The sequence below is a fragment of the Sphingomonas asaccharolytica NBRC 15499 genome, assembly GCF_001598355.1.
In the GTDB taxonomy this organism is placed as follows: Bacteria; Pseudomonadota; Alphaproteobacteria; order Sphingomonadales; family Sphingomonadaceae; genus Sphingomonas; species Sphingomonas asaccharolytica.
The window spans coordinates 1-23,561 of sequence record NZ_BCYU01000069.1; the positions used below are offsets into that span (position 1 = coordinate 1).

The following is a 23,561-nucleotide window of genomic DNA, read 5'->3' on the forward strand; positions in this document are numbered from 1 at the left end:
CAGAACCAAGAAATCTGCCCTCACCCCTCGCCGCTACGCGGCTCGACCCTCTCCCGGAGGGAGAGGGTTATGGGGTTCCGTCCGCCCCAATTTCCCACTAACCGCATCTCCATGACCGACGATCAGCGCTTCGGGCTGTCGCGCCACGTGACCTTGCCGGGGCCGCTCCGCCTCGACGGGGGCGTGCTGCTGTCGCCGGTCGATATCGCTTATGAGACCTACGGCACGCTCGCGCCCGACGGGTCGAACGCTATCCTGATCTGTCATGCGCTGACCGGCGACCAATATGTCGCGAGCGACCATCCGATCACCGGCAAGCCCGGCTGGTGGACGCGGATGGTCGGGCCCGGCAAGCCGATCGACCCGGCGCGGCACTTCATCGTCTGCGCTAACGTGCTCGGCAGTTGCATGGGCTCGTCGGGGCCGGCGACGATCAATCTCGCGACGGGGTGCCCCGCGGCGATGAGCTTTCCGGTGATCACGATCCGCGACATGGTCCGCGCGCAGGCGATGCTGCTCGACCATCTCGGGGTCGGCACCGTCACCCTGGTCGGCGGGTCGATGGGCGGGATGCAGGCGCTGAGCTGGGCGGCGACTTTCCCCGATCGCGTGACCAAGGCCGTGGTGATCGCCTCGACCGCGCGCCACACCGCGCAGAATATCGCGTTCCACGAAGTCGGCCGCCAGGCGATCATGGCCGACCCCAATTGGCGCGGCGGCGATTATTACGGCGAAGGCGATCCGCCCGCGGCGGGGCTCGCGGTCGCGCGGATGGCGGCGCACATCACCTATCTGTCCGAAGCCGGGCTGACCGAGAAGTTCGGCCGGCGGCTGCAGGCGCGTGAGGCCAAGTCGTTCGGCTTCGACGCCGACTTCCAGGTCGAAAGCTATCTGCGCCACCAGGGGTTGAGCTTCACCGACCGGTTCGACGCCAATTCCTATCTCTATATCACCCGGGCGATGGATTATTTCGACCTGGCCGAGGAGCATGGCGGGCTGCTCGCCAACGCGTTCAAAGGCAGCCGCACGCGGTTCGCCTTGGTCAGTTTCGACACCGACTGGCTTTATCCGACCCCCGAATCGCGCGCGATCGTCCATGCGCTTAACGCGGCGGGCGCGGCGGTCAGCTTCGTCGAGCTGAGCAGCCCATTCGGGCACGATGCCTTCCTGCTCGACGCGCCCGAGCTCAATCGCGTGGTCGACGGCTTTCTGAGGGCGGCGCTGTGATCGAACTCGACGATGACAAGGCGCGGCTCGATGTGGCGCGGGTGCATGCGTGGCTCGCCTCGAGCTATTGGTCGCCCGGGATCGACCGCGCGCTGGTCGAACGCGCGATCGCCGGGTCGCATTGCCTCGGCGCTTACGACCAGGGCGAGCAGGTCGGCTATGCGCGGATGATAACCGATCACGCGACTTTCGCCTGGCTGGCCGATGTCTGGGTCGACGAAAGCGCGCGGGGTCAAGGCATCGCCCGCGCGATGGTCGCCTGGTTCGTCGATCATCCCGACTTTGCCGGCATCCGGCGGATGGCGCTCGTCACCGCCGATGCGCATGGCGTGTACGAGGCGCTCGGTTTCCACGCCCTGATTCGGCCGAGCCGCTATATGGAGCGGCTGGCGCCGGGGTTCGCCGACGCGTTGCGGGCGACGCCCGAATGAGCCTGCGTCCCGACCTCGCGGTGATCGCCGCCAATGTCGCGCCGGGCAGCCGCGTGCTCGATATCGGCTGCGGCGACGGCGAACTGATGGCGGCGTTGCGCGACGAGAAGCAGGTCGATGCGCGCGGGCTCGAGCTCGATGCCGGTGACGTCGCGAGCGCGGTCGCGCGCGGACTGTCGGTGGTGCAGGGCGACGCCGATACCGATCTCGCCGACTATCCCGACAACAGTTTCGACTATGCGATCCTCAGCCAGACGCTGCAGACGACGCGCGCGCCCGACGTCGTGCTCGAACATTTGCTGCGGATCGGGCGGCACGCCTTCGTGTCCTTCCCCAATTTCGCGCATTGGCGGGTGCGCGCGTCGCTCTTGTGGGGCGGGCGGATGCCAGTGACGCGGCTGCTGCCGGTCGCCTGGTATGCGACGCCCAACATCCACCACGTCACGATCGACGATTTCCGCGCGCTGTTGAACGAGCGCGGCATCATCGTCGAAGGCGCGTGGTTCCTGTCGGGCGATCAGCGCACCAGCGCGACGATGGCGAATTTGCTCGCGGAGCATGCGGTGTTCCTGCTGAGGCGGTAAGCCTCTTCCGCGGGAGCGCCCGCATTGCCCCACGATCCGGACGGACCGAATCCTAGAACGGAACGTCGTCGTCGAGGTCGTCGGAGAAGCCGCCGCTCTTGCCGCCGCCGAAGCCGCCGCCGCTCGGGGCGCCGGCGAAATCGTCGCGGCCGCCGCCTGATGGCGCAAAGTCGTCACGGCCGCTCGAGAAGCCGCCACCGCCACTGCCGCCCGAACCGCCACCGCCGCCCGGCGCGCCGTCGAGCATCGTCAGCACGCTGTTGAAGCCTTGCAGCACGATCTCGGTCGAATAGCGGTCCTTGCCGTCCTGGTCCTGCCACTTCCGGGTCTGCAGCGCGCCCTCGATATAGACCTTGCTACCCTTGCGCAGATAGCGCTCGGCGACGTTGGCCAGGCCTTCGCTGAACACCTTGACCGTGTGCCATTCGGTGCGCTCCTTGCGCTCGCCCGAATTGCGGTCCTTCCACTGTTCCGACGTCGCGATGCGCAGCTCGACGACCTTGCCGCCGTTCTGGAACGTGCGGCTTTCGGGATCGCGCCCGAGATTGCCGACGAGAATGACCTTGTTGACGCTGCCCGCCATGAAATTTCGCCTTAAGCCTAGAGGCCGGCGAGTGTCGCCAGCCAGTACGTTAGTCCAGCCGCCACATAGGCCAGCCCGAAAAGGTAGCTAACCATGAAGGCAGGCCATTTCCACCCGTTTGTTTCCCGCCGCGTCACCGCAATTGTGGATATGCACTGCGGCGCGAACACGAACCACATGAGGAATGCGAGGGCGGTGGCCAGGCTCCAGCGTTTTTGCAGAGTCTGCGCCATTTTGGACTCGTCGTCGCTTGACGAGTCGATCGCATAGACCGTGCCGAGCGCGGCGACCGATACTTCGCGCGCCGCCATCGCCGGGATCAATGCCAGCACGATGTCGCGGTTGAACCCGATCGGGCGGAACGCCGGCTCGATCGCATTGGCGATGCGCCCGGCGACCGAATAATTGACCTGGCTGACCGGGCTGCCCTTGGGCACTTGCGGGAAGGACAGCATCGCCCACAACACGATCGTGGTGAAGGCGATGGTCGTGCCGGCGCGCTTGAGAAAGATTTCCGCGCGGCTCCACAGCCCGATCGCCAGGTCGCGGACGCTCGGCAGCTGGTATTTGGGCATCTCCATCATGAAGCCCGATGAGGCGCCCTTGGTCACCGTGCGGCGCAGGACCAACGCGACGACGAACGCGCCGGCCACGCCCATGATGTAGAGGCCGAGCATCACCAGCCCCTGCAGCCCGACGAACGGCAGCACCCGGACATTCGGAATCATCGCCCCGATCACCAAGGTGTAGACCGGCAGCCGCGCCGAACAGGTCATCAGCGGCGCGATCAGGATCGTGGTCAGGCGATCCTTCTCGTCCTCGATCGTGCGCGTCGACATGATCCCGGGGACGGCGCAGGCGAAGCTCGACAGCAACGGAATGAAGGCGCGCCCCGACAGCCCGACGCTCGCCATGATCCGGTCCATCAGGAAGGCGGCGCGGACCATATAGCCGCTCGCTTCGAGCACCAGGATGAAGAAGAACATGATCAGGATCTGGGGCAGGAATTTGATCACCGCGCCCACGCCCGCGATCGCGCCATCGGTGATCAGCGATCGCAGGATCGACTCGGGCATGACTTGCTTGACCAGGCCCGCCAGCCAGTCGAACCCGCTGGCGATCGCATCGGCCGGTGCCGCGCCGGCGAAGAACACCGCCTGGAACATCACGAACAGCACGACGAACAGCAACAGCACGCCGAACACCGGATGCAGCGCGACCGAATCGAGCATGTGCGTCCAGCGCCGCACCGGCGTCTCGGAGATCGTTGCGGCCATCGCGATCTGGCGCGCCCGGCGCTGCAAGGTGGCGATGTCGGCGTGGAGCACCGGGTCGCTTGGCCGCAATGCCGTCGCGCCCGGCGTGGCGAGATCGGCCAGCGCTTCCTTGAGCTCGTCGATCCCGCGCTTGCGTACCGCGACGGTAGGGATGACGGGAACGCCGAGTTCGCGCGCCAATGCTTCCGGGTCAAGTTTGAGCCCGTCGCGCTCGGCGAGATCGATCATGTTGAGCGCGACCACCACCGGCAGGCCGAGCGCGATCAGTTGGAGCGTGAAGCGCAGGTGATTGTCGAGGTTGGAGGCATCGACGACGACGACGATCGCATCGGGCAACCGCTCGCCGGCCTGCGTGCCGGTGACGACGTCGCGGGTGACGCGCTCGTCGGGGCTCGATGGCTCGAGGCTGTAGGTACCGGGCAGGTCGAGCAATTCGACCGGACGGCCGTCGGGCAGCGCCATCCGGCCGGCGTGACGCTCGACCGTAACTCCTGGATAATTACCGACCTTTTGCCGCGCGCCGGTCAGCGCGTTGAACAGCGCGCTCTTGCCGGCATTGGGGTTGCCGACCAGCGCCACCAGGGGGGCAGGGTTCATCCCGGCTGGCTAGCTGGTCAGCGGATCGACGTGGATCGCGCCGGCGACCCGGCGGCGCAGCGCCACGGTCATGCGGCCGATCCGGCAGGCAATCGGCCCGCCGCCGATCCGCGCGCGGTGCAGCACTTCGATCCCGACTCCCTCGTCGAAGCCGAGCTCGCGCAACCGCCGGCCCTCGGGCGCGGTCAGCCGGTCCCAGGCAATGCCCGCGACGGTCGCGCGCTGGCGCTGGGGAAGCTGTTCGAGGCTGAGCGGAGTCGTCGCCATGACGACTCACCTAGAGGTACTGCGAGTGATTATCAATAACGTTGTGATACTCCGTGACGATGAAATTATTCTTGGCCGTCACATCCAGCGGCGTGTCGGCATCCGTCATTGGGGTAAGAGTGATCGAGGAGGCGGGAAATGGACAAGTTACTGGAGATCGTGAACTGGAGCACCCCGGCGCTCTTCATGCTGATCGGATTCGTTCAGTTCCTGCGGCTGATCCATGCCTGGATGCTCCACCGCACTTTGCGCCAGGCGATCAAGGAGGACGCGCCGGTCGCAGCGCCCTTGGTCGACAAGATCGACAGGAAGAGCGATCGCCAAGGCGAGCTTCCGGGTGATGATCGCAATGGCTTGGTGCTCGTCGCGCTTGGCCTGGCATTGGGCGGGTTCGCGCTGATCCAACAGGACTCGAACATGCGGATGACCTTGGGCGCCGCTCTGTTCCCACTGTTCGTCGGGTTGGCACTGCTGTGCCGCGACTTCCTGGTGAAGCGGGCGATCGCTCGCGAGATCGCCGACGACGCCATGGTCGCGGAAGCGGCGGGTGGACGATGACTCGGCGCTCAACCGGCGGGCGGCGGCGGGGGATCAGCGGGCGTTCGCCGAACTGGTCAGCCGCCACGAAGCCGGGTTGCGGAGCTTTCTGATGCGCGTCGCCGGAGCCGCTGCCGACGACATCGCGCAAGAGGCATTTCTGCGCGCATGGCGGCGGGCAGCGCAATTCGACGGACGCGGGTCTTACGCCGCCTGGTTACGCGCGATCGGCTGGCGCACCTTCCTCGACAGGCACCGGCACGAACGAAGCCGGCAGCGAACGATCGCGGAAGTGAGCATCGTGCCCGATGCCGCCGATACGGGGATTGAGGCGCGGATCGACGCCACGACCTTGCTCGCCGCGCTCGATCCGCTGGAGCGCGCGTGCATCACCTTGTGCCTCGGCGAGGGCCGATCGCATCGCGAAGCGGCGGAAATACTCGCCATGCCGCTGGGCTCGCTCAAGACGCGACTGGCTCGTGCGGTGCGGCAATGCCGGGCGATGCTCGAATGAGCGGGCCGGATGAGAATGACGCGACGCTGATGGCGTTGCTGGCCCCGCCCGACCGCGCACCCGACCGCGCCTTTGTGATCGAGGTGAATGCTTTGGTGCAGCTCGACCAGGCCTATCGGCGGAGGCGCCGGCTGGCTTGGTCGCGGTTCGCCGGAGAAGCGGCGAGCGCCGCCGGCCTGTCAGGCGCTGCGGTCACGCTGACCGTGGCCGGCGGGGGCACACTGACGCTGATCGCGGGTTTGATCCCGCTGGTCTGGATCGTGAGCAGCCGGTGGATCACGGCGCGTTAGGGACCGAAGCTCGCCCGTCACAAGGGAGAGGGCGGTTCAAACCGCCGGATAGCGCAGCCGGCCAATGAACCGCGACAAACTCGGCCGATGCTCGATCCGGCCCAAAAACTGCGCCTTGGCCTTTTCGAATCGCATGATCCCCTCGATCCGCCGCGCCAAAAAAGCGCGCGTATCGGCCTGGCCTTCGCTTTCGTCGTCGAGGAACACGGTGATCGTCGCGGCATAGACGCCGCCGAGCATCGCGCGCTTGGTATAATGGTTATAATCGGTCGCGGTGTCGCCCGCGGCGCGCCACATCAGGTCGGCGGCGCGCCAGCCGAGCTTGGCGCCTTGCGCGACATTGGTCGGCATCGCCAGGATCGCCAGCGCGCGGCGCAAGGTTTCACGATGCGGGGCGAGCAAATCGAGCCGCGCTTCGACCAGAGCGGCGATCTTCTCGCGCACCTTCATCTTGGCCAACGTTTCGGGCGGCAGCTTTTCGGTCATGCCGCGATCGATACTCGCGAACCAGGCATCGATCATCGCCGTGGCATCGGGCAAGGCGAGCAGCGCCACGTCGCGGTCGACGCCGAGTTGATCGGCCGCCAGGTCGCGCGCCGCCGCTTTCCACCCGTCGAACGCGGCATTGTCGGCGACGAGCGGCGCAAGCGCCTCGCGGATCTCATCAAGAGTCGGGTCGGCGGGAAGAGTCATACCGCGCTTATGCCTCCGCCGTGCCCTCGGGGGCAAGCTCGGCGGCGTCCTTGCGCTCGCCGCGGACCAGCACCAGCGCCACCGCGACGGCAATCGCGCCGATCATGTCGACGCCGTCGAGCCGCTCGCCATACCAGACCCAGCCGATCGTCGCCGCCATCACCGGCTGGGTTAGGAGCGCGATGCCGATCACCATCGGCGACATCTGGCCGAGCGCGAAGATCATCAGTCCCTGGCCGATGATCTGGCTCGACAGCGCCATCAGCACCAGCGGCGTCCAATGGTGCGGCATCACTTGCTCGCCGAGCAGATTGGCGAAGATCAGCAGCGGCAGCACGCTGGCCAGGGTCGACAGCGCGAGCGCGGGGATCGGCGCCATCGTGTCGCGCGCTTTGGCCATGGTCGCGAAATAAACGGTGTAGAGAATCCCCGCGAGCAGGCAGAGCAGGTCGCCGGCCAGATGGGTCGGCGCGATCTGCATCGACCGCCCCATCAGCAACCCCGCTCCGACCAGCGCCAGCAACAGCGCGAAGCCCTGCGTCCGCGATGGCCAGGCGCGCGCGATCAGAAAACCATAGACCGGGTAGAACAGGGTCGCCGAATTACCGAACAAGGTCGCATTGGCGAGTTGCGTCTTGAGGATACCGATATGCCAGGCGGCGAGATCGCCGGCGAAGCACAGTCCGCCGATCGCCAGGGTGATCCATACGCCCCGGCTTATCGCGGTCGGGCGCCAGCCGGTACCGAACGCCGCGGCGAGCAGCACGGGGGCCGCCAGCGCGATTCGCCAGAACCCGGCGGCGACCGGCCCGACATCGCTCATCCGCACGAAAACCGGGCCGACGCTCAGCAGGATATTGGCGAGGATCAGTGCAGCGAAAGCAAAAGGATGGGCGGCGACGCTTTTGTCGTCCGAAGCATTTCTTGTTGCGCTTTCCTGGTGCATGCGGCCCCATAACACCTATCTGCGCCGCGTCCGCAAAGAAGTCCTATCGGGAGGTTATCCGCAAATGCCGACGTTGTTCGACCCTATCCAGCTTGGCGATATCGCCGCCAGGAATCGCGTCCTGATGTCGCCGCTGACGCGCGGCCGCTCGACTGCCGAGCATGTGCCGACCGACATCATGATCGACTATTACCGCCAGCGCTCGGGCGCCGGCGTGATCATTACCGAAGGCACTGGCGTCAGCCGGTTGGGGATGGGCTGGCCGAACGCCCCGGGGTTGTGGACCGACGCGCAGGTCGAGGCGTGGAAACCGGTCACCGCCGCCGTGCACGAGGCGGGCGGAAAGATCGTCGCGCAGATCTGGCATATGGGGCGCCTGGCGCGGCCGGACGTGACTGGCCTGCAGCCGTTGTCATCCTCGGTGACGCGCGCGCCCTATCACAAGCCCGAAAACCCCTATCAGGAAGCGCGCGCCGCGACGCTCGACGACATCAAGCGCGCGCAGGACGAATATGCGACCGCCGCGCGTAATGCGGTCGCCGCCGGGTTCGACGGGGTCCAGCTGCACGGCGCGAATGGCTATCTGATCGACCAGTTCCTGCGCGACAACACCAATTTCCGCGACGACGATTATGGCGGCAGCCCGGAAAACCGCATCCGGTTCATGAAGGAAGCGGTCCAGGCGGTGATCGCCGAGGTCGGCGCCGGCCGCACCGCGATCCGCCTGTCGCCCAATGGCGAGACCCAGGGCGCCAACGACAGCAATCCGGAGGCGGTGTTCGTCCCGGCGGCGAAAGCGCTCAACGACCTGGGTATCGCCTTCCTCGAGCTGCGCGAGCTGTCGCCGACCAGCACGTTCGGCTCGTCGGAAGTGCCCAAGCTGAGCCCGAAGATCCGCCAGGTGTTCGAGCGTCCGCTGATCCTCAATCAGGATTATACGTTCGAGGCGGCGACCGCCGATGTCGCCTCGGGTCTGGCCGACGGCATCTCGTTCGGGCGCAAGTTCATCGCCAACCCCGATCTGGTCGACCGCTTCCGCCGCGGCGCGGCGCTCAACGCCGACGATTTCAAGACCTGGTACACGCCGGGGCCGGAGGGATATATCGACTATCCGGTGCTGGAGCAGCAAGCGGCGGAGTAGGCCTAGCTAAATCTCCCTCAGCTTGCCTGGGGGCATCGCGAGGCGATGGTGAAGGGCCCTGCCGGCGCACCTGCAGGGTCCCTTTCGCATAATGGCTTTGAGTCGTTTCCATCGTAGGCGGGGCCACATGAGCGAAGTCGACCCGGCGCGTTTCGGGCTCGGCGCTATGATGAAAATCATCTTCCTGCCCCTCCCCACGATATAGTCGGGTGCAATTCCCACCTATTGGCCGCGCCACCCGACCCGCTATGCTGCTCGGGTCCATTGGGGGGATGGTATGGGGTTGATTCGCAGAGGACTGTTCGCGCTTTTCGCTCTGGCCGCGCTGACGGCAATGCCGACGGTCGCGGAAGGACATGGCGGCAGGGATAATGTATTACTGCGCGCGGCGGACGCGTTGCAGGCCAAGGATTATGCCAAGGCGGCGCCTCTACTCGAGAAGGGCTGCGACATGGGGTCGGCCGCCGCCTGTGGAGAGCTCGGAGCTCTCTATCATGACGGCAGCGGCGTCCAGAAGGACGACACGCGTTCCGCCACGCTGTTCAGCAAGGCATGCGATCTCGGCCTGGCGCTCGGCTGCACCAATGCCGGCTGGGCGAACGAGAGCGGTATAGGAACCGCGAAGGACGAAACCCGCGCATCGGACCTCTACACCAAAGCGTGCGATGCCAATGAAATGCGGGGCTGCTACAATCTCGCCGGCCTCTATATGGACGGGCGTGGCGTGGCGCAGGATCAGAAACGCGCCGCCAAGCTCTATGACAAGACCTGCGCGCACGACCCCAAGATGGGGTGTCTCTCCCTCGCCGGCCTGCTCGTCATCGGTAAGGACGTGCCGTCTGATATCGTAAAGGCTAAGACCCTATATGTGCAGGCCTGTGACAGTGGTCAATTCGCGGGCTGTTACGCGATCGGCCAGCTTTATGGCCGGGGCCTCGGCGTCATTCGCGATGATGCCTTGGCGGCCCAATTCTACACCAAGGCGTGCGACGGCGGCCTTGCCATGGCCTGTTCCGATCTAGGCGTACTCAAAGCCGAGGGTAAGGGTCTGGCCTACGACCAGGCGCGCGCCGTCGATCTGTTCCGCAAGGCTTGCGATCTGGGCGAGCAGACCGCCTGCGCCAATCTCGGCAAAGCCTATGCCGACGGTAGCGGACTCCCCCGCGATTATGCTCGCGCGGTGGAGTTGGGCACCAAGGCCTGCGACACCAGCGCCGCTTATGGCTGTGTCCTTCTCGGGCGTCTATACTCGCTGGGTCAGGGCGTCCCCCAGGACAAGTCGCGCGCCCTCGCTCTCTATGCCAAGGCATGCGACGGAGGCGAGCTTCAGGGATGCGTGAACCAGGCCGTCTTCTATGCCGCGGGCACCACGGTCCCGCGCGATCCGGCCCGCGCCGCAACGCTGTATACGCGCGCCTGTGACGGCGGCGTGATCCTGGGCTGCTACAATCTGGGCGTGGCCTATGCGAAAGGTCTGGGTGTCGCGATCGACTGGAAAAAAGCGGCCGACCTGTTCGTCAAGGCCTGCAACAATGGCGAGATGCACGGCTGCTATAATCTCGGCATCATCTATCAGAATGGCGAGGGGGTCACGCGAAGCGAGGTGGAGGCGAACGCACTGTACGATCGAGCCTGCGCCGCCGGCCTGGCGGATGCTTGCTTCAACGCGGCAACGCTGACCACCGATCGCGACGCGATCATCGCGCTGCTGCGCCGCGCGCTGAAGGCCGATCCCGGATTCACCAAGGCACGTACCGCGTTGGTCAAGATGGGGGTGAAGGCCTGATTCCTGCTCTCGCGTGACGTGAGCGCCGCTTGCTGATAGCCTCGCCCCCATGGACGCGGTGGGCATTATCGGTCTGGCAGCCAGCATCAGCCTGTTGAGCGGCTGGCGGCTCTATCTCTGCGTTTTCGCCACGGGGCTCGCGATGCACACCGGCTGGATCGCGTTGCCGCACCAGCTCCACAGCCTCGACGTGCTCGCCAATTGGTGGGTGATCGGCGCCGCGGGTGTCGGCGCGCTGGCCGAATTCTTCGCCGACAAGGTGATGTGGGTCGACAGCGCCTGGGACGCGGTTCACACGCTCGTTCGCCCGATCGGCGGCGCGTTGCTCGCGCTCGCCATCGTCGATCCGCACGATACCAAATGGCAGGTCATCGCCTTGCTGCTCGGCGGCGGTGCGGCCTTGCTGACGCATGGCGCCAAGGCGGGGACGCGCGCCGCGGTCAATGCCAGTCCGGAACCGTTCAGCAATATCGCGGTGTCGACCGGCGAGGATGTCGCCACGACCGGCCTCTTGGTCGCGTCGATCGCCAGCCCGTGGGCGGCGGTGGTCATCGCAATACTGGTTCTGGTCGCGGCGGTCGCGATGCTGCTCCTGCTCCGCCACGCCTTCAGGCGGCTGTTCCCGAAGAAACAACCGCCCGCGTCGACCTAATTCCCGTGTTCCTGCGAAAGCAGGAACCCAGGGTTATTCTGTCTATCGCTTGGTGCCCTGGGCTCCTGCTTTCGCAGGAGCACATGGGTTTTTTGCCATCCGCGCTATCTCACCGACAACGCACATTATCCTTGTCGATCGCCTGGCCGGCAACAGCACCCGCCGCGGCGCCAAGCAGGATGCCCAACGGCTCCGACCGGCCCGACGTCACCGCCGCGCCCAAAGCGCCACCGGCGATCCCGCCGACGATCAGCCCGGTCGTGCCATCCGACCGGCGGCAATAATAACGGCCGTCGCGGCCGACATAGACGCGGTCGTTGCGGCTCAGCCGGCGCTCGCGATAGCGCGCATTGTCGACATAATATTGATCGGCATAATAGCCGTTATAGCGCGGATCGGGCCGGTTATAATCGTACTGGCGATAGGATCGATAGTCGCTCGCATAGCCGGGCTGGTCATAGGTCTCGGCACAACCGGCCGTCGTCGCCGCGGTGGCGGCAATCAACGCAAGGGTTAGGATACGCATTCTACTCTCCTCCTGTTGCCCCGCACTGGCGTATCAATGCGTCGCGGCGCGAATAGTTGCGGAGGCGTAAGAATACTGGGGAGTGTGTCCAATATACCTCCCCTCCCGTTCAGGGAGGGGAGATCGCGATGCTTAGTGGACCGAAGCCGGCTTCAACGCCTCGCGCTCGGCATCGCTCGGGATCGCTTCCGGATCGGGCCGGAAATCCACCGGGGCGCGGTCGGTGCCCGGCCGGGCGGCGTCGAGCGCGAGGTCGGGCGCTTCATGCCCCTCGGCATCGTCCATCCACGGCGCGCGCGGCATCTTCACCCATCCGCGCCACAAGGCGGCGGCCAGGCCCGCGCCGACCGCCAGCACCGCGCCCGCCGCGATCGAGCGATTGCGCGTGCGGTTATCGGTCTTGAAGCGGCCGTGGCTGTCACGGGCTTGCTTGCTGTTCGGCATGGTTCGTCTCCCGGTATCGACTGATGAGGGATTAACGGTGTGCGGCGCCAGCCGTTCCCCGCCCCGCCGTGCCGAGCGACCACGCCGCCCCGTCGCGAGTGGCCGCCGGGAATCGCCCGCCCCCCGCGATCAATCCCGTATCGTGCATTGCTGCTTCTGCCTTTTGTGCCGGTCCAACACGCGCCGCCGCTGCTCGACTTCGTCCAGCAGGCGCGCCAGCCGCGCGCGGTCGCTTTCGTGGCGGTTGCGCGCGGCGGCGAGCGCCAGCGTGAAGTCGGTTGTCGGTTCCACCCCGACATGGCGACAGATTTGCGGCCACATCCGGCCCAGCTCGCTCATCCGGCGATGATTGGCCTGATGCTCGGTCATCGTGTGCGAGGGCGCGAGCTGGCTCGATTGCCAGAAAGCGTCGAACACCTCGCGCTGGCCATGCTCGCCCAGCGCGAACAGCGTTGCCAGCACCGCGCGGAATTGCGGGGAAGGCGCGGCCGGCGCGGTCGCGCACCCGTGCATGATGTCGTCGAGCGCGGCGAGGCAGAGGAAGATCAGACGGTCACGGGCGAGTCGCATTAGTGGAACATAGAGAGAACATTGGGCGTCGGCGATGATTTAACGCAAGCTCGGTCCGGCGGCGGGCGACTGCTTGCGTGGTGAGGCGCGGTCGCGGCCGCGGACGGGCAGTATTTCGCCCAGCGACGATGCCGGAACGCTGCCCCGCCTCGGCGGGTTGGGTTTGGCGAACCGCCGCCGTAGCCCTGTGGGTTTACGGCCTGGGCGGCGCCTTGCGGGAGTGAACGGATGGCAGTCAAACGGATGGACAATGTCGGGATCGTCGTCGACGACCTCGACGCGACGATCGATTTCTTTCGCGAGCTCGGCCTCGAGCTCGAAGGGCGGGCGACAATCGAGGGAGAATGGGCCGGCCGCGTCACCGGCCTCGGCGATCAGCAGGTCGAGATGGCCATGATGCGCACGCCGGACGGCCACAGCCGGCTGGAACTATCCCGCTTCCTGACGCCGCCGGTCGTCGAGGATCACCGCGAGGCGCCGGTCAACGCCCTGGGCTATCTACGCGTCATGTTCGCGGTCGACGATCTGGAGGAGACGCTCGAAAAGGTCCGCGCTCGCGGCGCGACGCTCGCCGGTGAGGTGGTCGACTATCAGGACGTGTACCGGCTCTGCTATATCCGCGGGCCCGGAGGGCTGCTGATCGGGCTCGCTCAGGAGCTTGGCTGAGCGCGATACGGCGAGTGGTTTGGCGTATTTGCTAAACTGGCAAACCCGTCACCTAACTCTATCGGCCCCCAGCGCAGACGCCGCCAAATTCCTTAACTTCCGTTCGCTTACTCAACCGCTCGAGGAGTCTCGATGCATCTGGGCAAACGAAACGCAGTAATGCTGGTCGTTCTGGCGCTCACGGCGTGCCGACCGGGACCGGACGCGAATGCCTATGACCGCTATGCCCGCGGCTGGCTGGCGCGTCCCATGCCTGCCGATGGCAGGATATACGTTCAGCATCGCGGCCAGTTCGTGCTGACCCCGAAGACGATCATCTGCACCGATCGCGTGGGGCCGGGGCTCTATCCGGATGTTGTGAGTGAGGCGGTGCGCGCGGTCGATCCTCACGATGCGCTGAACCGCGCCCAGGGCACGGTCGGGGAGAATGCTGCGCAGACCACGTCCGGGTGCGATCCCGGCATCCCCCACGACGATCGAATCTTCGTTCGCGGTGGAGAACGCGTCGACGGCCCCGGCTACCGGCTCTGGATCGCGGTCTGGCAAGGCGATGCTGCGTGGGTCGGCAGGATCGAGCGCCCCAGCGGATTGCGTCCGGACGCGGAGGTTCGCCCCGGCGCCATCCCGGTCAACGACGGCCCTTGCATCTGGTGCACCACGAGGGCGGAGTATGCCGAGCGCGCCCTGCGGGAAGATTCGCGGCGGCTCGATAGCTATTCGCTGTCACGCTATTTCTTCACCCGGTTCGTGAGGCCGGCACTGGTCTATCCGCCAAACAAGCGTCGTGGTCCCGCACTCTGAGCCGACGCCGCTCGGTTGCGACCTCCGCCGCCTCAGGCACATTGACGCTCTCGCGTGCGTCGCTGCGTCAGGGCGCCGAGGGCCGATCGGAGAGATCAACGACGGAGGAGACCGGAACCATGGCGAAGAAATACACGGCCCAATGCGCGTGCGGCAGCGTCAAGTTCGAGTAGCCTAAGCCAACCATTTTAGGGTTATTGCACTTGCCACCATAATTCGGGCGGAACTCTGGCGACGTGACGCTTGTCCGAGCATGCAGGCGCGACATAAGATCGTGGCATGATGCTGATCCCTGTTATCTTTATGCTGATCGCCGATCCACGCGCGCCCGACTTTCCCGAGCAGGTTCCCGGTCTGATGGAAGCGTGCCTGGCAGACGCAGTTGCAACGAACTCCGTGACCGAAACGGACGACAGCCATAAATATATCTGCGGTGGCGACGCGGCCGCGCGACTCTGGGCATTTCTGGAGCGCGCAAAAGTAAAATCCTATGAGCAGGATCCACCCGACGAGGGCCGATGGCTCAGCCGCGACTTCCCGCTTGGCGCCTGCTTCAAGCAGATTCGGCGGCCCGATGGCACGGCCGGAGGCAACGGATTATCGTGTACCATATGGGTGCCGCGTCCGGCCGTTGGCACTGCTGATAAGTCTTGAGGACGCCAGCCTTCTATCCCTGACGCGACGTTCCGGACAGGCAGGGCGTGCATCTGGGGGTTATTGCACGTGGCACCGTAATTCCGAATAATTTGCCCCTGATTCTTCGATCAGCTCGTCGGGCGGCTTTCTAGAGCCTTTGGATTTGAAGGCGGCCGGACACCAAATGTAGTCAGCGTTGGCTTCGCCGCAGCTTTGGCAATATGACGGCACTATGATCGCAGTATCCCCGAGACCCAGCTACCTCCGGCAGCGCGCTAGGTTGCTTGCGTTGTTTCTGCAATTGGCGACGTTTTACGGCGTGTTTGTATGGGTCAGAGGCGGTTGGACGATCAGTTCCGGCGGAGAGGCCTTGTGGATACTGGCGGCCGCTGAATGGGGCGCTCTCAGTTTGCTAGGCGCGCCTTGGTATCGACCCCCACGGGACGCCTTTGCCGTCGCACTCACGACTCTAGCGACACTTATCCCGCTGGACCTTTCCACGGCGCCGCACCTGACGCAGCAGGTGACCATCTTAAGAAGCGTCTCGATCTGGTTTTGCGTGGCATTGCTAATGGCGGCGTCGACGGCAATGGTCATCGAGTACGGCGGCAAATGGGAGCAGGCGAGACGCATTGTTCACAGTCTCGCTGACCGGTTTTCCGGAGGGCCATTCGTATTCGGAATGGTCGCGCTTATCAGCATCTTCGGTTTTTACGAGAACGAGGGAACCCGCCTTTGGCTAGTGGCGCTGTGGTTCGGGTTCGCGCTGTCAAAGCCGTTCGAGTGGCTACTGCTCCTTTTCACGAGATTAGGGATGGCCCGAGCAACGCTAGACGCACCGCCCTTAATCGGTCGCGTACGGCGTGTTGATCATCCAGACATTGTGCGTTTTGCACTTGAGCCGGGCGTGTCGTGGGATGGGAAGGGGGCCTACATCGCCGCGCTGCCGGGCGGCCGCGTCCACTACCTCCTCCCGATCGGCCTTCAGGTTCAGAACGACGAGGTGATCGCCACGGCACTCTGTTGCGGGTCACCGAGCGCAATAGTGGACATCGAGCCCGGCGGCGTAATCTCCGTTGAAGATGCTGGCGAACGGCAAGCCCTGGTCAACGGTGTCTGCCAAACGACCGACGATAGCGAAATCGTCGGCATCACGGTACAGGGCTCGGAGATCGCTTCGATCCAGTTCGAGGTGCTGGTTGACGAAGGACTGCGTGAGGGATCGCTCGTCTGCTGCACAATCGCTGGGACCTGCGTATACTACCAAGTGCTAGGTGCAAGGACAGCCGAGGAAAGCTTCGAGAGCAGCCCACGTGGCCTCCAGATTGCAGAGGCCGTGCAGTTGGGTTCCCTCACCGCGAGGGGTTTCGAAAAGTATCCTTGGCTGCCCGCCATGAACCTACCGGTTTACAGCAAAACCAAGCTCGCCAATCCTCAGCCTGTAGCACCTCCAGGCACGATCACCCTTGGCAAGTTGCCTGACTCAGAGCTTGAGGTTCGCCTGAGCTTGGGCAGCCTCATCGAATACCATTGCGCGGTTTTGGGCGTCACAGGCACCGGCAAGACCGAAGTTTCCTTGGACTTAGCGCGAGCGGCCCTCGCAGACGGCGCGAAAGTGGTCTGCGTGGACCTTACGGGCGAGTACGAGAACCGGTTGGCGGATATTGAAGCGGAGACGATGGGAGTGCCCGCTGACAAGGTCGAGGAGTTCGATCTCGCGATCTTTGAGACGGACGTTGGAGGCTTCAGCAAGAGTAAGGAAAAGGTTGATCTCGAGGAGCGGTTTAGGAAGCTGCAGACCAAAATCGACGCCAGGGTCGACGCCTTTTTGGAGCGGAAGGACGTCAGTCTTGCGCACTTCACCTTTAGCGACGTGGTGAACACCAAGGCGTCCCTCCGCATCACCGAAATGTTCCTATCGAGCATAATGAGATGGGCGCGTAACAACCGGAAGCGACGCCGCATTATGATCGTCCTCGAGGAGGCACACACAATCATTCCTGAAGTGAGTGGTGCTCAGGACAAGGACTCCCAGCGCGTCGTCATGCGCATCGGCCAAATCGCGCTCCAAGGCCGCAAATACGGTGTTGGGCTACTGGTGGTGAGTCAGCGCACGGCCCTCGTCAGCAAAACCATTTTGTCGCAGTGCCACACATTCTTAATCCACTCACTCATCGACCAGACGAGCCTCGACTTCCTCCAGAACGTCATCGGAAGGGAGTACATCAAAGTCATCCCCAACCTGATGCCGTTGCAGCTCATTGCTGCGGGCAAAGCCGTACATTCGGAAAGGCCGACCCTGACTCAGAGGGAGTGGTCCGAACAAAAGGCCGCAGCAAGCGAGGCTCTTAACAGGACGGATATGAGCGAGGCGCCGCAATTCGATGCAGGCGAGGTTATCAGTGCCACTTTGGATGACCCCGACAGTTTCGTCATGGAGGCCGCGCCTGAGCCTGACGCGATCGTAACCGAGGCCGGGTTTGAGGGTCACGAGGATGGCGTAGGGGGCAATGACGGCAACGAGTCGTCGGTAGCCGAGTGACCCGGTTCGGTGTCTGTTCTCGCGCGCGGTGGGCGACGGCGCCGGGGCCGCGGTGCGCTGAGGTTCCCCAGCGATCGCACCAGGGCGTCGCGCGCAAAAGTGGCATCTTTTGCGCACCACGCGACGCTGCCAAATGAAGATTATCACATTGAAAAGTCGGTGCTTTTACCGAAAATAGATCGCCTTGATGGGTTTCGCGCGAAACGAGCGGATACCGCCTTTCGACGAAAAACCCGCAGGAATATCAGCCGCTTACAGCGGCCTGCGGATGGAAATCACACCCCGCATAGCAAACCCATCACGCACGCGCATGCCCATGCGGGTCAGCAATCAGGTCTTCGACGGAAATGCATCAGCCTCGCTGACCCGCGCGAGCAGCCGGAGCGGAGCTTCGCACTCGCGTCGAGAGCGGCTCACTCCGCCGCCACAGCCTCCCGCTTCCCGGCAACCTTCCCATCCCTTCCCCGCAGCAACGGCGCGAGATACTTGCCGGTAAAGCTCCGCTCGACCTTCACCACGTCCTCCGGCGTTCCGACCGCCACGATCTCCCCGCCCTTGACGCCGCCTTCCGGCCCCAGGTCGATGATCCAGTCCGCGGTCTTGATGACGTCGAGATTGTGCTCGATCACCACCACCGTATTGCCCTGCTCGACCAAGGCATGGAGCACCTCGAGCAGCTTGCGCACGTCCTCGAAATGCAGGCCGGTGGTCGGCTCGTCCAGGATGTAGAGCGTGTTGCCGGTCGCGCGGCGGGACAGTTCCTTCGACAGCTTCACGCGCTGCGCCTCGCCGCCCGACAGGGTCGTCGCCTGCTGGCCGACCTTGATATAGCCGAGGCCGACCTCGACCAGCATTTCCATCTTGTCGCGGATCGGCGGCACCGCCTTGAAGAATTCGGCGGCGTCCTCGACCGTCATGTCGAGCACGTCGGCGATCGAATGCCCCTTGAACTTCACTTCCAAGGTCTCGCGATTGTAGCGCGCGCCGTGGCACACGTCGCACGTCACATAGACGTCGGGCAGGAAGTGCATCTCGATCTTGAGCACGCCGTCGCCCTGGCACGCCTCGCACCGGCCGCCCTTGACGTTGAAGCTGAACCGCCCGGGCTTGTAGCCGCGCGCCTGACTTTCGGGCAGGCCGGCGAACCAGTCGCGGATCTGGGTGAAGGCGCCGGTATAGGTCGCCGGGTTGGAGCGCGGCGTGCGGCCGATCGGCGACTGGTCGATATCGATGACCTTGTCGAGATATTGCAGCCCGCTGATCTTGTCGTGCTTGCCCGACAGGATGCGCGCGCCGTTGAGCTGACGCGCAGCGGCGGCATAGAGCGTGTCGATCGTGAAGCTCGACTTGCCCGATCCCGACACGCCGGTGATGCACGTGAAGGTGCCGATCGGGATCGACGCGGTCACCCCGCGCAGATTGTTGGCGGTGGCATTGTGCACGGTCAGCTGCTTGCCCGTGCCCGAGCGGCGGATCAGCGGCACCGGCACTTCGCGCGTGCCGTTGAGGTAATCGGCGGTGATCGAGTCCTTGTGCGCGAGCACTTCGGGCAGCGTGCCCTTGGCGACGATCTCGCCGCCATGCATGCCCGCGCCCGGGCCCATATCGACGATATAATCGGCCGAGCGGATCGCATCCTCGTCATGCTCGACCACCAGCACGGTGTTGCCGAGGTCGCGCAGGCGGCGCAGTGTCGCGAGCAGCATGTCGTTGTCGCGCTGGTGCAGCCCGATCGACGGCTCGTCGAGCACGTAGAGCACGCCCGACAGCCCGCTGCCGATCTGGCTGGCGAGGCGGATGCGCTGGCTCTCGCCGCCCGACAGGGTGCCGCTGGTGCGGTCGAGGTTGAGGTAATCGAGCCCGACATTGTTGAGGAAGCCGAGCCGCTCGACGATTTCCTTGAGGATGCGCTCGGCGATTTCCTTCTGCTGCCCGTTGAGATGGTTGGGCAGGTCCTGGAACCAGGCGAGCGCGTCGACCACCGACAGATGCGTCGCGTGGCTGATGTCCTGCATCGCGATCTTGACCGCCAGCGCCTCGGGCTTGAGGCGGGCGCCGTGGCAGGTCTCGCACGGTTGCGAGGATTGGTATTTGCTCAGCTCCTCGCGCATCCACGCGCTCTCGGTCTGGAGCATGCGGCGGTTGAGGTTGCCGATCACGCCCTCGAACGGTTTGCGCACATCGTACGATTTCTTGCCGTCGACGAAGGTCAGGGTGACCGGCTTGCCGCCGGTGCCGTGGAGGATGATCAGCCGGACCTCGCCGGGCAGGTCCTTCCACGGCGTCTCCAGGCTGAACCCGAATTCGCGCGCCAGGCTGCCGAGCACCTGCATGTAATAGGGGCTGGGCGGGTTGGACTTCGCCCAGGGCACGACCGCGCCCTTCTTCAGGCTGAGGTCGTGATTGGGGACGACGAGGTCCTCGTCGAAGATCAGCTTCTCGCCCAGCCCGTCGCACGCCGGGCAGGCGCCCTGCGGAGCGTTGAACGAAAACAGGCGGGGTTCGATCTCGGCGATGGTGAAGCCGGACACCGGGCAGGCGAATTTCTCTGAAAAGACGATACGGTTGGCGGGGACCCCGGCGCCTTTCATGTTCCCCCCATCCGTCGCCCCGGCGAAGGCCGGGGGCTCAGGCGAAGGCGCGACAAGGCCAGCGGCCCCGGCCTGCGCCGGGGCGACGAAAGAGGCGGACACTTCCTTCACGCGGTTGGGCGTGCCCGCACCCAGCTCCGCCACCGTCGCATCCACCAGATCGACATAAGCCAGCCCCTCGGCCAACTTCAGCGCGGTCTCGAAACTGTCGGCCAGCCGCGTCGCCATATCCGGCCCGACCACCAGCCGGTCGACCACCACCTCGATGTCGTGCTTGTATTTCTTGTCGAGCGCCGGCGCTTCGTCGATCTCGTACAATTCACCGTCGATGCGAACGCGGGTGAAGCCGGCTTTCTGCCACTCGGCGAGTTCCTTGCGATACTCGCCCTTGCGCCCGCGCACGACCGGCGCGAGCAAATACAGCCGCGTGCCCTCGGGCAGCGCCATCACGCGATCGACCATCTGGCTGACCGTCTGCGCGGCGATCGGCAGGCCGGTGGCGGGCGAATAGGGCACGCCGACCCGCGCCCAGAGCAGGCGCATATAATCGTAAATCTCGGTCACCGTCGCGACGGTCGAGCGCGGATTGCGGCTGGTGGTTTTCTGCTCGATCGAGATTGCCGGCGACAGGCCCTCGATATGATCGACATCGGGCTTCTGCATCAGCTCGAGGAACTGGCGCGCATAAGCCGACAGGCTCTCGACATAGCGCCGCTGCCCCTCGGCATAGATGGTGTCGAAGGCGAGGCTCGACTTGCCCGATCCCGACAGCCCGGTGATCACCGTCAGCGTGTCGCGCGGGATGTCGATATCGACGCCCTTGAGATTGTGCTCGCGCGCGCCGCGCACCTGAATGTGAGTCAGCATGTAGGTATTTGTTCCAGATTTGTTCGTGTCGGGCAAGCGCCTCGCGACGGGATTTAGATGGGGAGTGCGGCGCGCGGGGGCAAGTTGCGATGATGTTGACGCAGATTTGGGTCTCCGTCGATCTGGCGCTCCCCACGATCACCCCCATTATGGCGCAAACCTCTATTCCGGATCGTTTTCCGTTGGACAGGTGCTGCCATTGGCGCCGATGAAGGGCGCCTGCGACCAGGGTAACGGAGAACAGCGTGGCCGATTACAACAACCCGCCCGGCATCGTGACGGTCGGCACGAGCGGGGATGATACCTTCACCGTTACCGATCGCGGCACTACCCTGACGCGCGCGTTGGGGGGCGGGGACGGTTATGACCGCCTGATCGTCGACCGGTCGTTCGATACCTCATCTTCGATCATCATCAACCAGTTTAGCGGAGACCCTTATGTCTTCGGCACGGTCAACCCGGCCGGCCCGTATGACCTCGGCGTCCTCTACTTTCAGGAATTCGAGAATGTGAAGTTCACCGGCACTGCCGGCAACGACAGCGCCACCATCAAGCTCGACCAGGCGGGGACTGCGGTGACACTCGCGCTGGACGGCGGCGGCGGCACCGACAGCCTGACGCTCGACGTGTCGGGCTTCACCAGTGCGCTGACCTTCCTGGCGAACGGCCCGACGATCACCAGCAGTTATGGCAGCTTCACCAGCTTCGAGAACTTCACCATCAGCGGCGGCGCGGGCAATGACGAGATCCGGACCGGCGACGGCGGCGACAGCCTGAGCGGCGGCGGCGGCAGCAACATTCTGAGCGCCGGCGGCGGCAACGACACGATCTATACGGTCTCGACGACCGACTGGGCCGATGGCGGTGCCGGGTACGATTTTTGGACGGGCAATTACTCGGCTGCCACCACCGGGCTGACGGTCGACATCGGCGACACCGTCAAGGTGGGCGGCACTGTCGTCGCGGTGAACGTGGAGCAGCTCACCGTCGGCACCGGATCGGGAAATGACGTCATCCATCTGACGACCAACGATGCGACGCAGATCTATGCCGGCGCCGGCATCGATCTGCTGACGTTCGTGCCGGATACCGACCAGGTCGAGACGGTCCTCCTGAACGGCCGCGCCGACGGCATCTGGAACGCCGGGATCAACGCGGACGGGATCACCGATGTAGAGCAGGTGAACATCAGCGGCGGCGCGATGAATGACGATTTCAGGGTGCTGGGCGTCTTCACGCCGGACCAGCTCACGCTGAACGGCGGCGCGGGCAACGACAAGCTCACGGCGCAGTTCGACAATCTTTCCGGCGCCACGACCTTCATCGCGCACGACGACGGCACGGTCGACAGCAATCGCGGCCAGTTCTCCAATTTCGAGCAATTCTCGATAACCGGCGGACAGGGTGCCGACACGATACAGACCGCCGGGGGCAACGATTTCCTGGACGGCGGTGGCGGCGCCGACCTGCTGAGCGGCGGCGGGGGCGACGACACCTACATTGTCGACAATACCGGCGACAAGGTCTTCGAGAATGCCAATGGGGGCACTGATACCGTGTACTCCTCGGTGAGTTTCACGCTCGGTGCCAATGTCGAGAATCTGATCCTGACCTACGGCGCCAATCTCAATATCAATGGCACCGGCAATAGCGGTCACAACACGATCACCGGTAATTCGGGCAACAACGTGCTCGACGGTGGCGGTGGCGGCGACACGCTGCAGGGCGGTGCAGGCAACGACGTTTATTATGTGCGCAACGCTGCCGATGTGATCGTCGAGGGCGGAGGCGAAGGTACGATCGACACGGCGCTGGCATCGGTGAGCTACACGCTCGGCGCGGACACCCAGGTCGAACGGCTGGCGGCGGCCGATTCCAACGTGACGACCGCGATCGATCTGACCGGCAACGCTTACTCGCACCTGATCCAGGGCAATAACGGCGTCAACACGCTGACCGGCGGTACCGGCAACGACAGCCTGTTCGGCTATGGCGGCAACGACAATCTCTACGGCGGCCAAGGCAACGACACGCTCGACGGCGGCACGGGCAATGACAAACTGTACGGCGGTGTTGGTGACGACACCTATGTGATCGGCGATGCGCACGCCAAGGTGATCGAACTGGCGGGCGAAGGCAACGACACCGTCCAGGCCTCGGTCAATTATTCGCTGGCGGGCATGAGCAATATCGAGACGCTGATGCTGACCGGCACGGCGGTCAGCGCGACCGGCAATGCCGAGCACAACGTTCTGATCGGCAATGCGGGGAGTAATGTGCTCGATGGCGCCGGTGGCGGCGATACGCTGCAGGGTGGTGCGGGCAACGATGTCTATTACGTCCGCAACGCCGCCGACGTGATTGTCGAGGGCGCGGGCCAAGGCACGGCCGAT

At 64.8% G+C, this 23,561-nt stretch carries 23 protein-coding genes; 14 read left to right on the plus strand and 9 right to left on the minus strand.

Translation table 11 applies throughout. The features are described from left to right. Window positions 1-111: 111 nt before the first annotated feature. From metX to metW, 3 genes are read left to right on the plus strand one after another with little or no spacing between them, the layout of a single operon-like run. A complete protein-coding gene (gene metX / locus SAS01S_RS16690) occupies window positions 112-1,227 on the plus strand; it encodes a homoserine O-acetyltransferase MetX (RefSeq protein WP_066811174.1) in 1,116 nt (371 codons plus the stop codon). Continuing rightward, window positions 1,224-1,658 (plus strand): GNAT family N-acetyltransferase, encoded by a 435-nt coding sequence (locus tag SAS01S_RS16695; RefSeq protein ID WP_066811177.1) that lies wholly within the window; start codon window positions 1,224-1,226, stop codon window positions 1,656-1,658. Before metX ends, SAS01S_RS16695 begins: the two co-directional genes overlap by 4 nt. Beyond that, window positions 1,655-2,242, plus strand: a complete 588-nt coding sequence (gene metW / locus SAS01S_RS16700; RefSeq protein ID WP_066811180.1) for a methionine biosynthesis protein MetW — start codon at window positions 1,655-1,657, stop codon at window positions 2,240-2,242. Before SAS01S_RS16695 ends, metW begins: the two co-directional genes overlap by 4 nt. 52 nt (window positions 2,243-2,294) lie before the next feature. On the opposite strand, the gene ssb is transcribed toward metW, so the two are convergent. From ssb to SAS01S_RS16715, 3 genes are read right to left on the minus strand one after another with little or no spacing between them, the layout of a single operon-like run. Then, window positions 2,295-2,825: a single-stranded DNA-binding protein gene (gene ssb / locus SAS01S_RS16705; RefSeq protein ID WP_066811182.1), complete on the minus strand. Its 531-nt coding sequence runs from the start codon at window positions 2,823-2,825 to the stop codon at window positions 2,295-2,297. A gap of 17 nt (window positions 2,826-2,842) precedes the next feature. Further along, the gene (gene feoB / locus SAS01S_RS16710) at window positions 2,843-4,699 is read right to left on the minus strand and encodes a ferrous iron transporter B (RefSeq protein ID WP_066811183.1); all 1,857 of its coding nucleotides are present in this window, start codon (window positions 4,697-4,699) and stop codon (window positions 2,843-2,845) included. A gap of 9 nt (window positions 4,700-4,708) precedes the next feature. Beyond that, window positions 4,709-4,966 (minus strand): FeoA family protein, encoded by a 258-nt coding sequence (locus tag SAS01S_RS16715; RefSeq protein WP_066811184.1) that lies wholly within the window; start codon window positions 4,964-4,966, stop codon window positions 4,709-4,711. A 138-nt stretch (window positions 4,967-5,104) separates the two neighbouring features. On the opposite strand from SAS01S_RS16715, the gene SAS01S_RS16720 reads away from it, so the two are divergent. From SAS01S_RS16720 to SAS01S_RS16730, 3 genes are read left to right on the plus strand one after another with little or no spacing between them, the layout of a single operon-like run. Then, on the plus strand, window positions 5,105-5,524 hold the full coding sequence (locus tag SAS01S_RS16720; protein WP_066811185.1) for a hypothetical protein: 420 nt from the start codon (window positions 5,105-5,107) through the stop codon (window positions 5,522-5,524). Next, on the plus strand, window positions 5,514-6,017 hold the full coding sequence (locus SAS01S_RS16725) for an RNA polymerase sigma factor (RefSeq protein ID WP_066811188.1): 504 nt from the start codon (window positions 5,514-5,516) through the stop codon (window positions 6,015-6,017). The genes SAS01S_RS16720 and SAS01S_RS16725 overlap by 11 nt, the downstream gene beginning before the upstream one ends. Continuing rightward, entirely contained in the window at window positions 6,014-6,307 is a 294-nt protein-coding gene (locus SAS01S_RS16730; RefSeq protein ID WP_066811191.1) for a hypothetical protein, read from the plus strand. Before SAS01S_RS16725 ends, SAS01S_RS16730 begins: the two co-directional genes overlap by 4 nt. Before the next feature lie 36 nt (window positions 6,308-6,343). Here the strand turns inward: SAS01S_RS16730 and SAS01S_RS16735 are convergent, their stop codons facing one another. Together SAS01S_RS16735 and SAS01S_RS16740 are read right to left on the minus strand one after the other, a co-directional pair. Then, window positions 6,344-7,000 (minus strand): COQ9 family protein, encoded by a 657-nt coding sequence (locus SAS01S_RS16735; RefSeq protein ID WP_066811194.1) that lies wholly within the window; start codon window positions 6,998-7,000, stop codon window positions 6,344-6,346. Between the two features lie 7 nt (window positions 7,001-7,007). Continuing rightward, window positions 7,008-7,946, minus strand: a complete 939-nt coding sequence (locus SAS01S_RS16740) for a DMT family transporter (RefSeq protein ID WP_066811198.1) — start codon at window positions 7,944-7,946, stop codon at window positions 7,008-7,010. A 64-nt stretch (window positions 7,947-8,010) separates the two neighbouring features. Between SAS01S_RS16740 and SAS01S_RS16745 the strand changes: the two genes are divergently transcribed. The 3 genes from SAS01S_RS16745 (at window position 8,011) to SAS01S_RS16755 (ending at window position 11,525) form a co-directional block, all read left to right on the plus strand. Further along, window positions 8,011-9,087, plus strand: coding sequence for an alkene reductase (locus SAS01S_RS16745; RefSeq protein ID WP_066811249.1), 1,077 nt, complete (start codon window positions 8,011-8,013; stop codon window positions 9,085-9,087). A gap of 277 nt (window positions 9,088-9,364) precedes the next feature. Further along, the gene (locus SAS01S_RS16750) at window positions 9,365-10,873 is read left to right on the plus strand and encodes a tetratricopeptide repeat protein (protein ID WP_066811201.1); all 1,509 of its coding nucleotides are present in this window, start codon (window positions 9,365-9,367) and stop codon (window positions 10,871-10,873) included. A 49-nt stretch (window positions 10,874-10,922) separates the two neighbouring features. Further along, window positions 10,923-11,525 (plus strand): DUF4126 domain-containing protein, encoded by a 603-nt coding sequence (locus tag SAS01S_RS16755; RefSeq protein ID WP_066811203.1) that lies wholly within the window; start codon window positions 10,923-10,925, stop codon window positions 11,523-11,525. A 109-nt stretch (window positions 11,526-11,634) separates the two neighbouring features. On the opposite strand, the gene SAS01S_RS16760 is transcribed toward SAS01S_RS16755, so the two are convergent. From SAS01S_RS16760 to SAS01S_RS16770, 3 genes are all read right to left on the minus strand, one after another. Further along, window positions 11,635-12,051: a glycine zipper 2TM domain-containing protein gene (locus SAS01S_RS16760; protein WP_066811206.1), complete on the minus strand. Its 417-nt coding sequence runs from the start codon at window positions 12,049-12,051 to the stop codon at window positions 11,635-11,637. A gap of 132 nt (window positions 12,052-12,183) precedes the next feature. Next, entirely contained in the window at window positions 12,184-12,495 is a 312-nt protein-coding gene (locus SAS01S_RS16765) for a hypothetical protein (protein ID WP_066811224.1), read from the minus strand. 129 nt (window positions 12,496-12,624) lie between these two features. After that, entirely contained in the window at window positions 12,625-13,065 is a 441-nt protein-coding gene (locus SAS01S_RS16770; protein WP_066811227.1) for a hypothetical protein, read from the minus strand. A 228-nt stretch (window positions 13,066-13,293) separates the two neighbouring features. Between SAS01S_RS16770 and SAS01S_RS16775 the strand changes: the two genes are divergently transcribed. The 4 genes from SAS01S_RS16775 (at window position 13,294) to SAS01S_RS16790 (ending at window position 17,710) form a co-directional block, all read left to right on the plus strand. Continuing rightward, window positions 13,294-13,731, plus strand: coding sequence for a VOC family protein (locus SAS01S_RS16775; protein WP_066811230.1), 438 nt, complete (start codon window positions 13,294-13,296; stop codon window positions 13,729-13,731). 132 nt (window positions 13,732-13,863) lie between these two features. Then, window positions 13,864-14,532, plus strand: coding sequence for a hypothetical protein (locus tag SAS01S_RS16780; protein WP_157082870.1), 669 nt, complete (start codon window positions 13,864-13,866; stop codon window positions 14,530-14,532). A gap of 279 nt (window positions 14,533-14,811) precedes the next feature. Then, the gene (locus tag SAS01S_RS16785; RefSeq protein WP_066811237.1) at window positions 14,812-15,186 is read left to right on the plus strand and encodes a hypothetical protein; all 375 of its coding nucleotides are present in this window, start codon (window positions 14,812-14,814) and stop codon (window positions 15,184-15,186) included. A 214-nt stretch (window positions 15,187-15,400) separates the two neighbouring features. Further along, on the plus strand, window positions 15,401-17,710 hold the full coding sequence (locus SAS01S_RS16790; RefSeq protein ID WP_066811239.1) for an ATP-binding protein: 2,310 nt from the start codon (window positions 15,401-15,403) through the stop codon (window positions 17,708-17,710). Between the two features lie 413 nt (window positions 17,711-18,123). Here the strand turns inward: SAS01S_RS16790 and uvrA are convergent, their stop codons facing one another. Next, window positions 18,124-21,168, minus strand: coding sequence for an excinuclease ABC subunit UvrA (gene uvrA / locus SAS01S_RS16795; protein ID WP_066811241.1), 3,045 nt, complete (start codon window positions 21,166-21,168; stop codon window positions 18,124-18,126). A 245-nt stretch (window positions 21,169-21,413) separates the two neighbouring features. Here uvrA and SAS01S_RS16800 point away from each other — a divergent pair. After that, a partial coding sequence (locus SAS01S_RS16800; RefSeq protein WP_218016321.1) for a beta strand repeat-containing protein occupies window positions 21,414-23,561 on the plus strand: 2,148 nt, incomplete at its 3' end.

Coding starts and splice junctions, on each gene's coding strand:
- SAS01S_RS16775 (WP_066811230.1), top strand. CDS start 13,294: ATGGCAGTCAAACGGATGGACAATGTCGGGATCGTCGTCGACGACCTC.
- SAS01S_RS16745 (WP_066811249.1), top strand. CDS start 8,011: ATGCCGACGTTGTTCGACCCTATCCAGCTTGGCGATATCGCCGCCAGG.
- uvrA (WP_066811241.1), bottom strand. CDS start 21,168: ATGCTGACTCACATTCAGGTGCGCGGCGCGCGCGAGCACAATCTCAAG.
- metW (WP_066811180.1), top strand. CDS start 1,655: ATGAGCCTGCGTCCCGACCTCGCGGTGATCGCCGCCAATGTCGCGCCG.
- SAS01S_RS16765 (WP_066811224.1), bottom strand. CDS start 12,495: ATGCCGAACAGCAAGCAAGCCCGTGACAGCCACGGCCGCTTCAAGACC.
- SAS01S_RS16785 (WP_066811237.1), top strand. CDS start 14,812: ATGATGCTGATCCCTGTTATCTTTATGCTGATCGCCGATCCACGCGCG.
- SAS01S_RS16715 (WP_066811184.1), bottom strand. CDS start 4,966: ATGGCGACGACTCCGCTCAGCCTCGAACAGCTTCCCCAGCGCCAGCGC.
- SAS01S_RS16760 (WP_066811206.1), bottom strand. CDS start 12,051: ATGCGTATCCTAACCCTTGCGTTGATTGCCGCCACCGCGGCGACGACG.
- metX (WP_066811174.1), top strand. CDS start 112: ATGACCGACGATCAGCGCTTCGGGCTGTCGCGCCACGTGACCTTGCCG.
- SAS01S_RS16770 (WP_066811227.1), bottom strand. CDS start 13,065: ATGCGACTCGCCCGTGACCGTCTGATCTTCCTCTGCCTCGCCGCGCTC.
- SAS01S_RS16755 (WP_066811203.1), top strand. CDS start 10,923: ATGGACGCGGTGGGCATTATCGGTCTGGCAGCCAGCATCAGCCTGTTG.
- SAS01S_RS16730 (WP_066811191.1), top strand. CDS start 6,014: ATGAGCGGGCCGGATGAGAATGACGCGACGCTGATGGCGTTGCTGGCC.
- SAS01S_RS16735 (WP_066811194.1), bottom strand. CDS start 7,000: ATGACTCTTCCCGCCGACCCGACTCTTGATGAGATCCGCGAGGCGCTT.
- SAS01S_RS16750 (WP_066811201.1), top strand. CDS start 9,365: ATGGGGTTGATTCGCAGAGGACTGTTCGCGCTTTTCGCTCTGGCCGCG.
- ssb (WP_066811182.1), bottom strand. CDS start 2,825: ATGGCGGGCAGCGTCAACAAGGTCATTCTCGTCGGCAATCTCGGGCGC.
- SAS01S_RS16720 (WP_066811185.1), top strand. CDS start 5,105: ATGGACAAGTTACTGGAGATCGTGAACTGGAGCACCCCGGCGCTCTTC.
- SAS01S_RS16740 (WP_066811198.1), bottom strand. CDS start 7,946: ATGCACCAGGAAAGCGCAACAAGAAATGCTTCGGACGACAAAAGCGTC.
- feoB (WP_066811183.1), bottom strand. CDS start 4,699: ATGAACCCTGCCCCCCTGGTGGCGCTGGTCGGCAACCCCAATGCCGGC.
- SAS01S_RS16790 (WP_066811239.1), top strand. CDS start 15,401: ATGATCGCAGTATCCCCGAGACCCAGCTACCTCCGGCAGCGCGCTAGG.
- SAS01S_RS16780 (WP_157082870.1), top strand. CDS start 13,864: ATGCATCTGGGCAAACGAAACGCAGTAATGCTGGTCGTTCTGGCGCTC.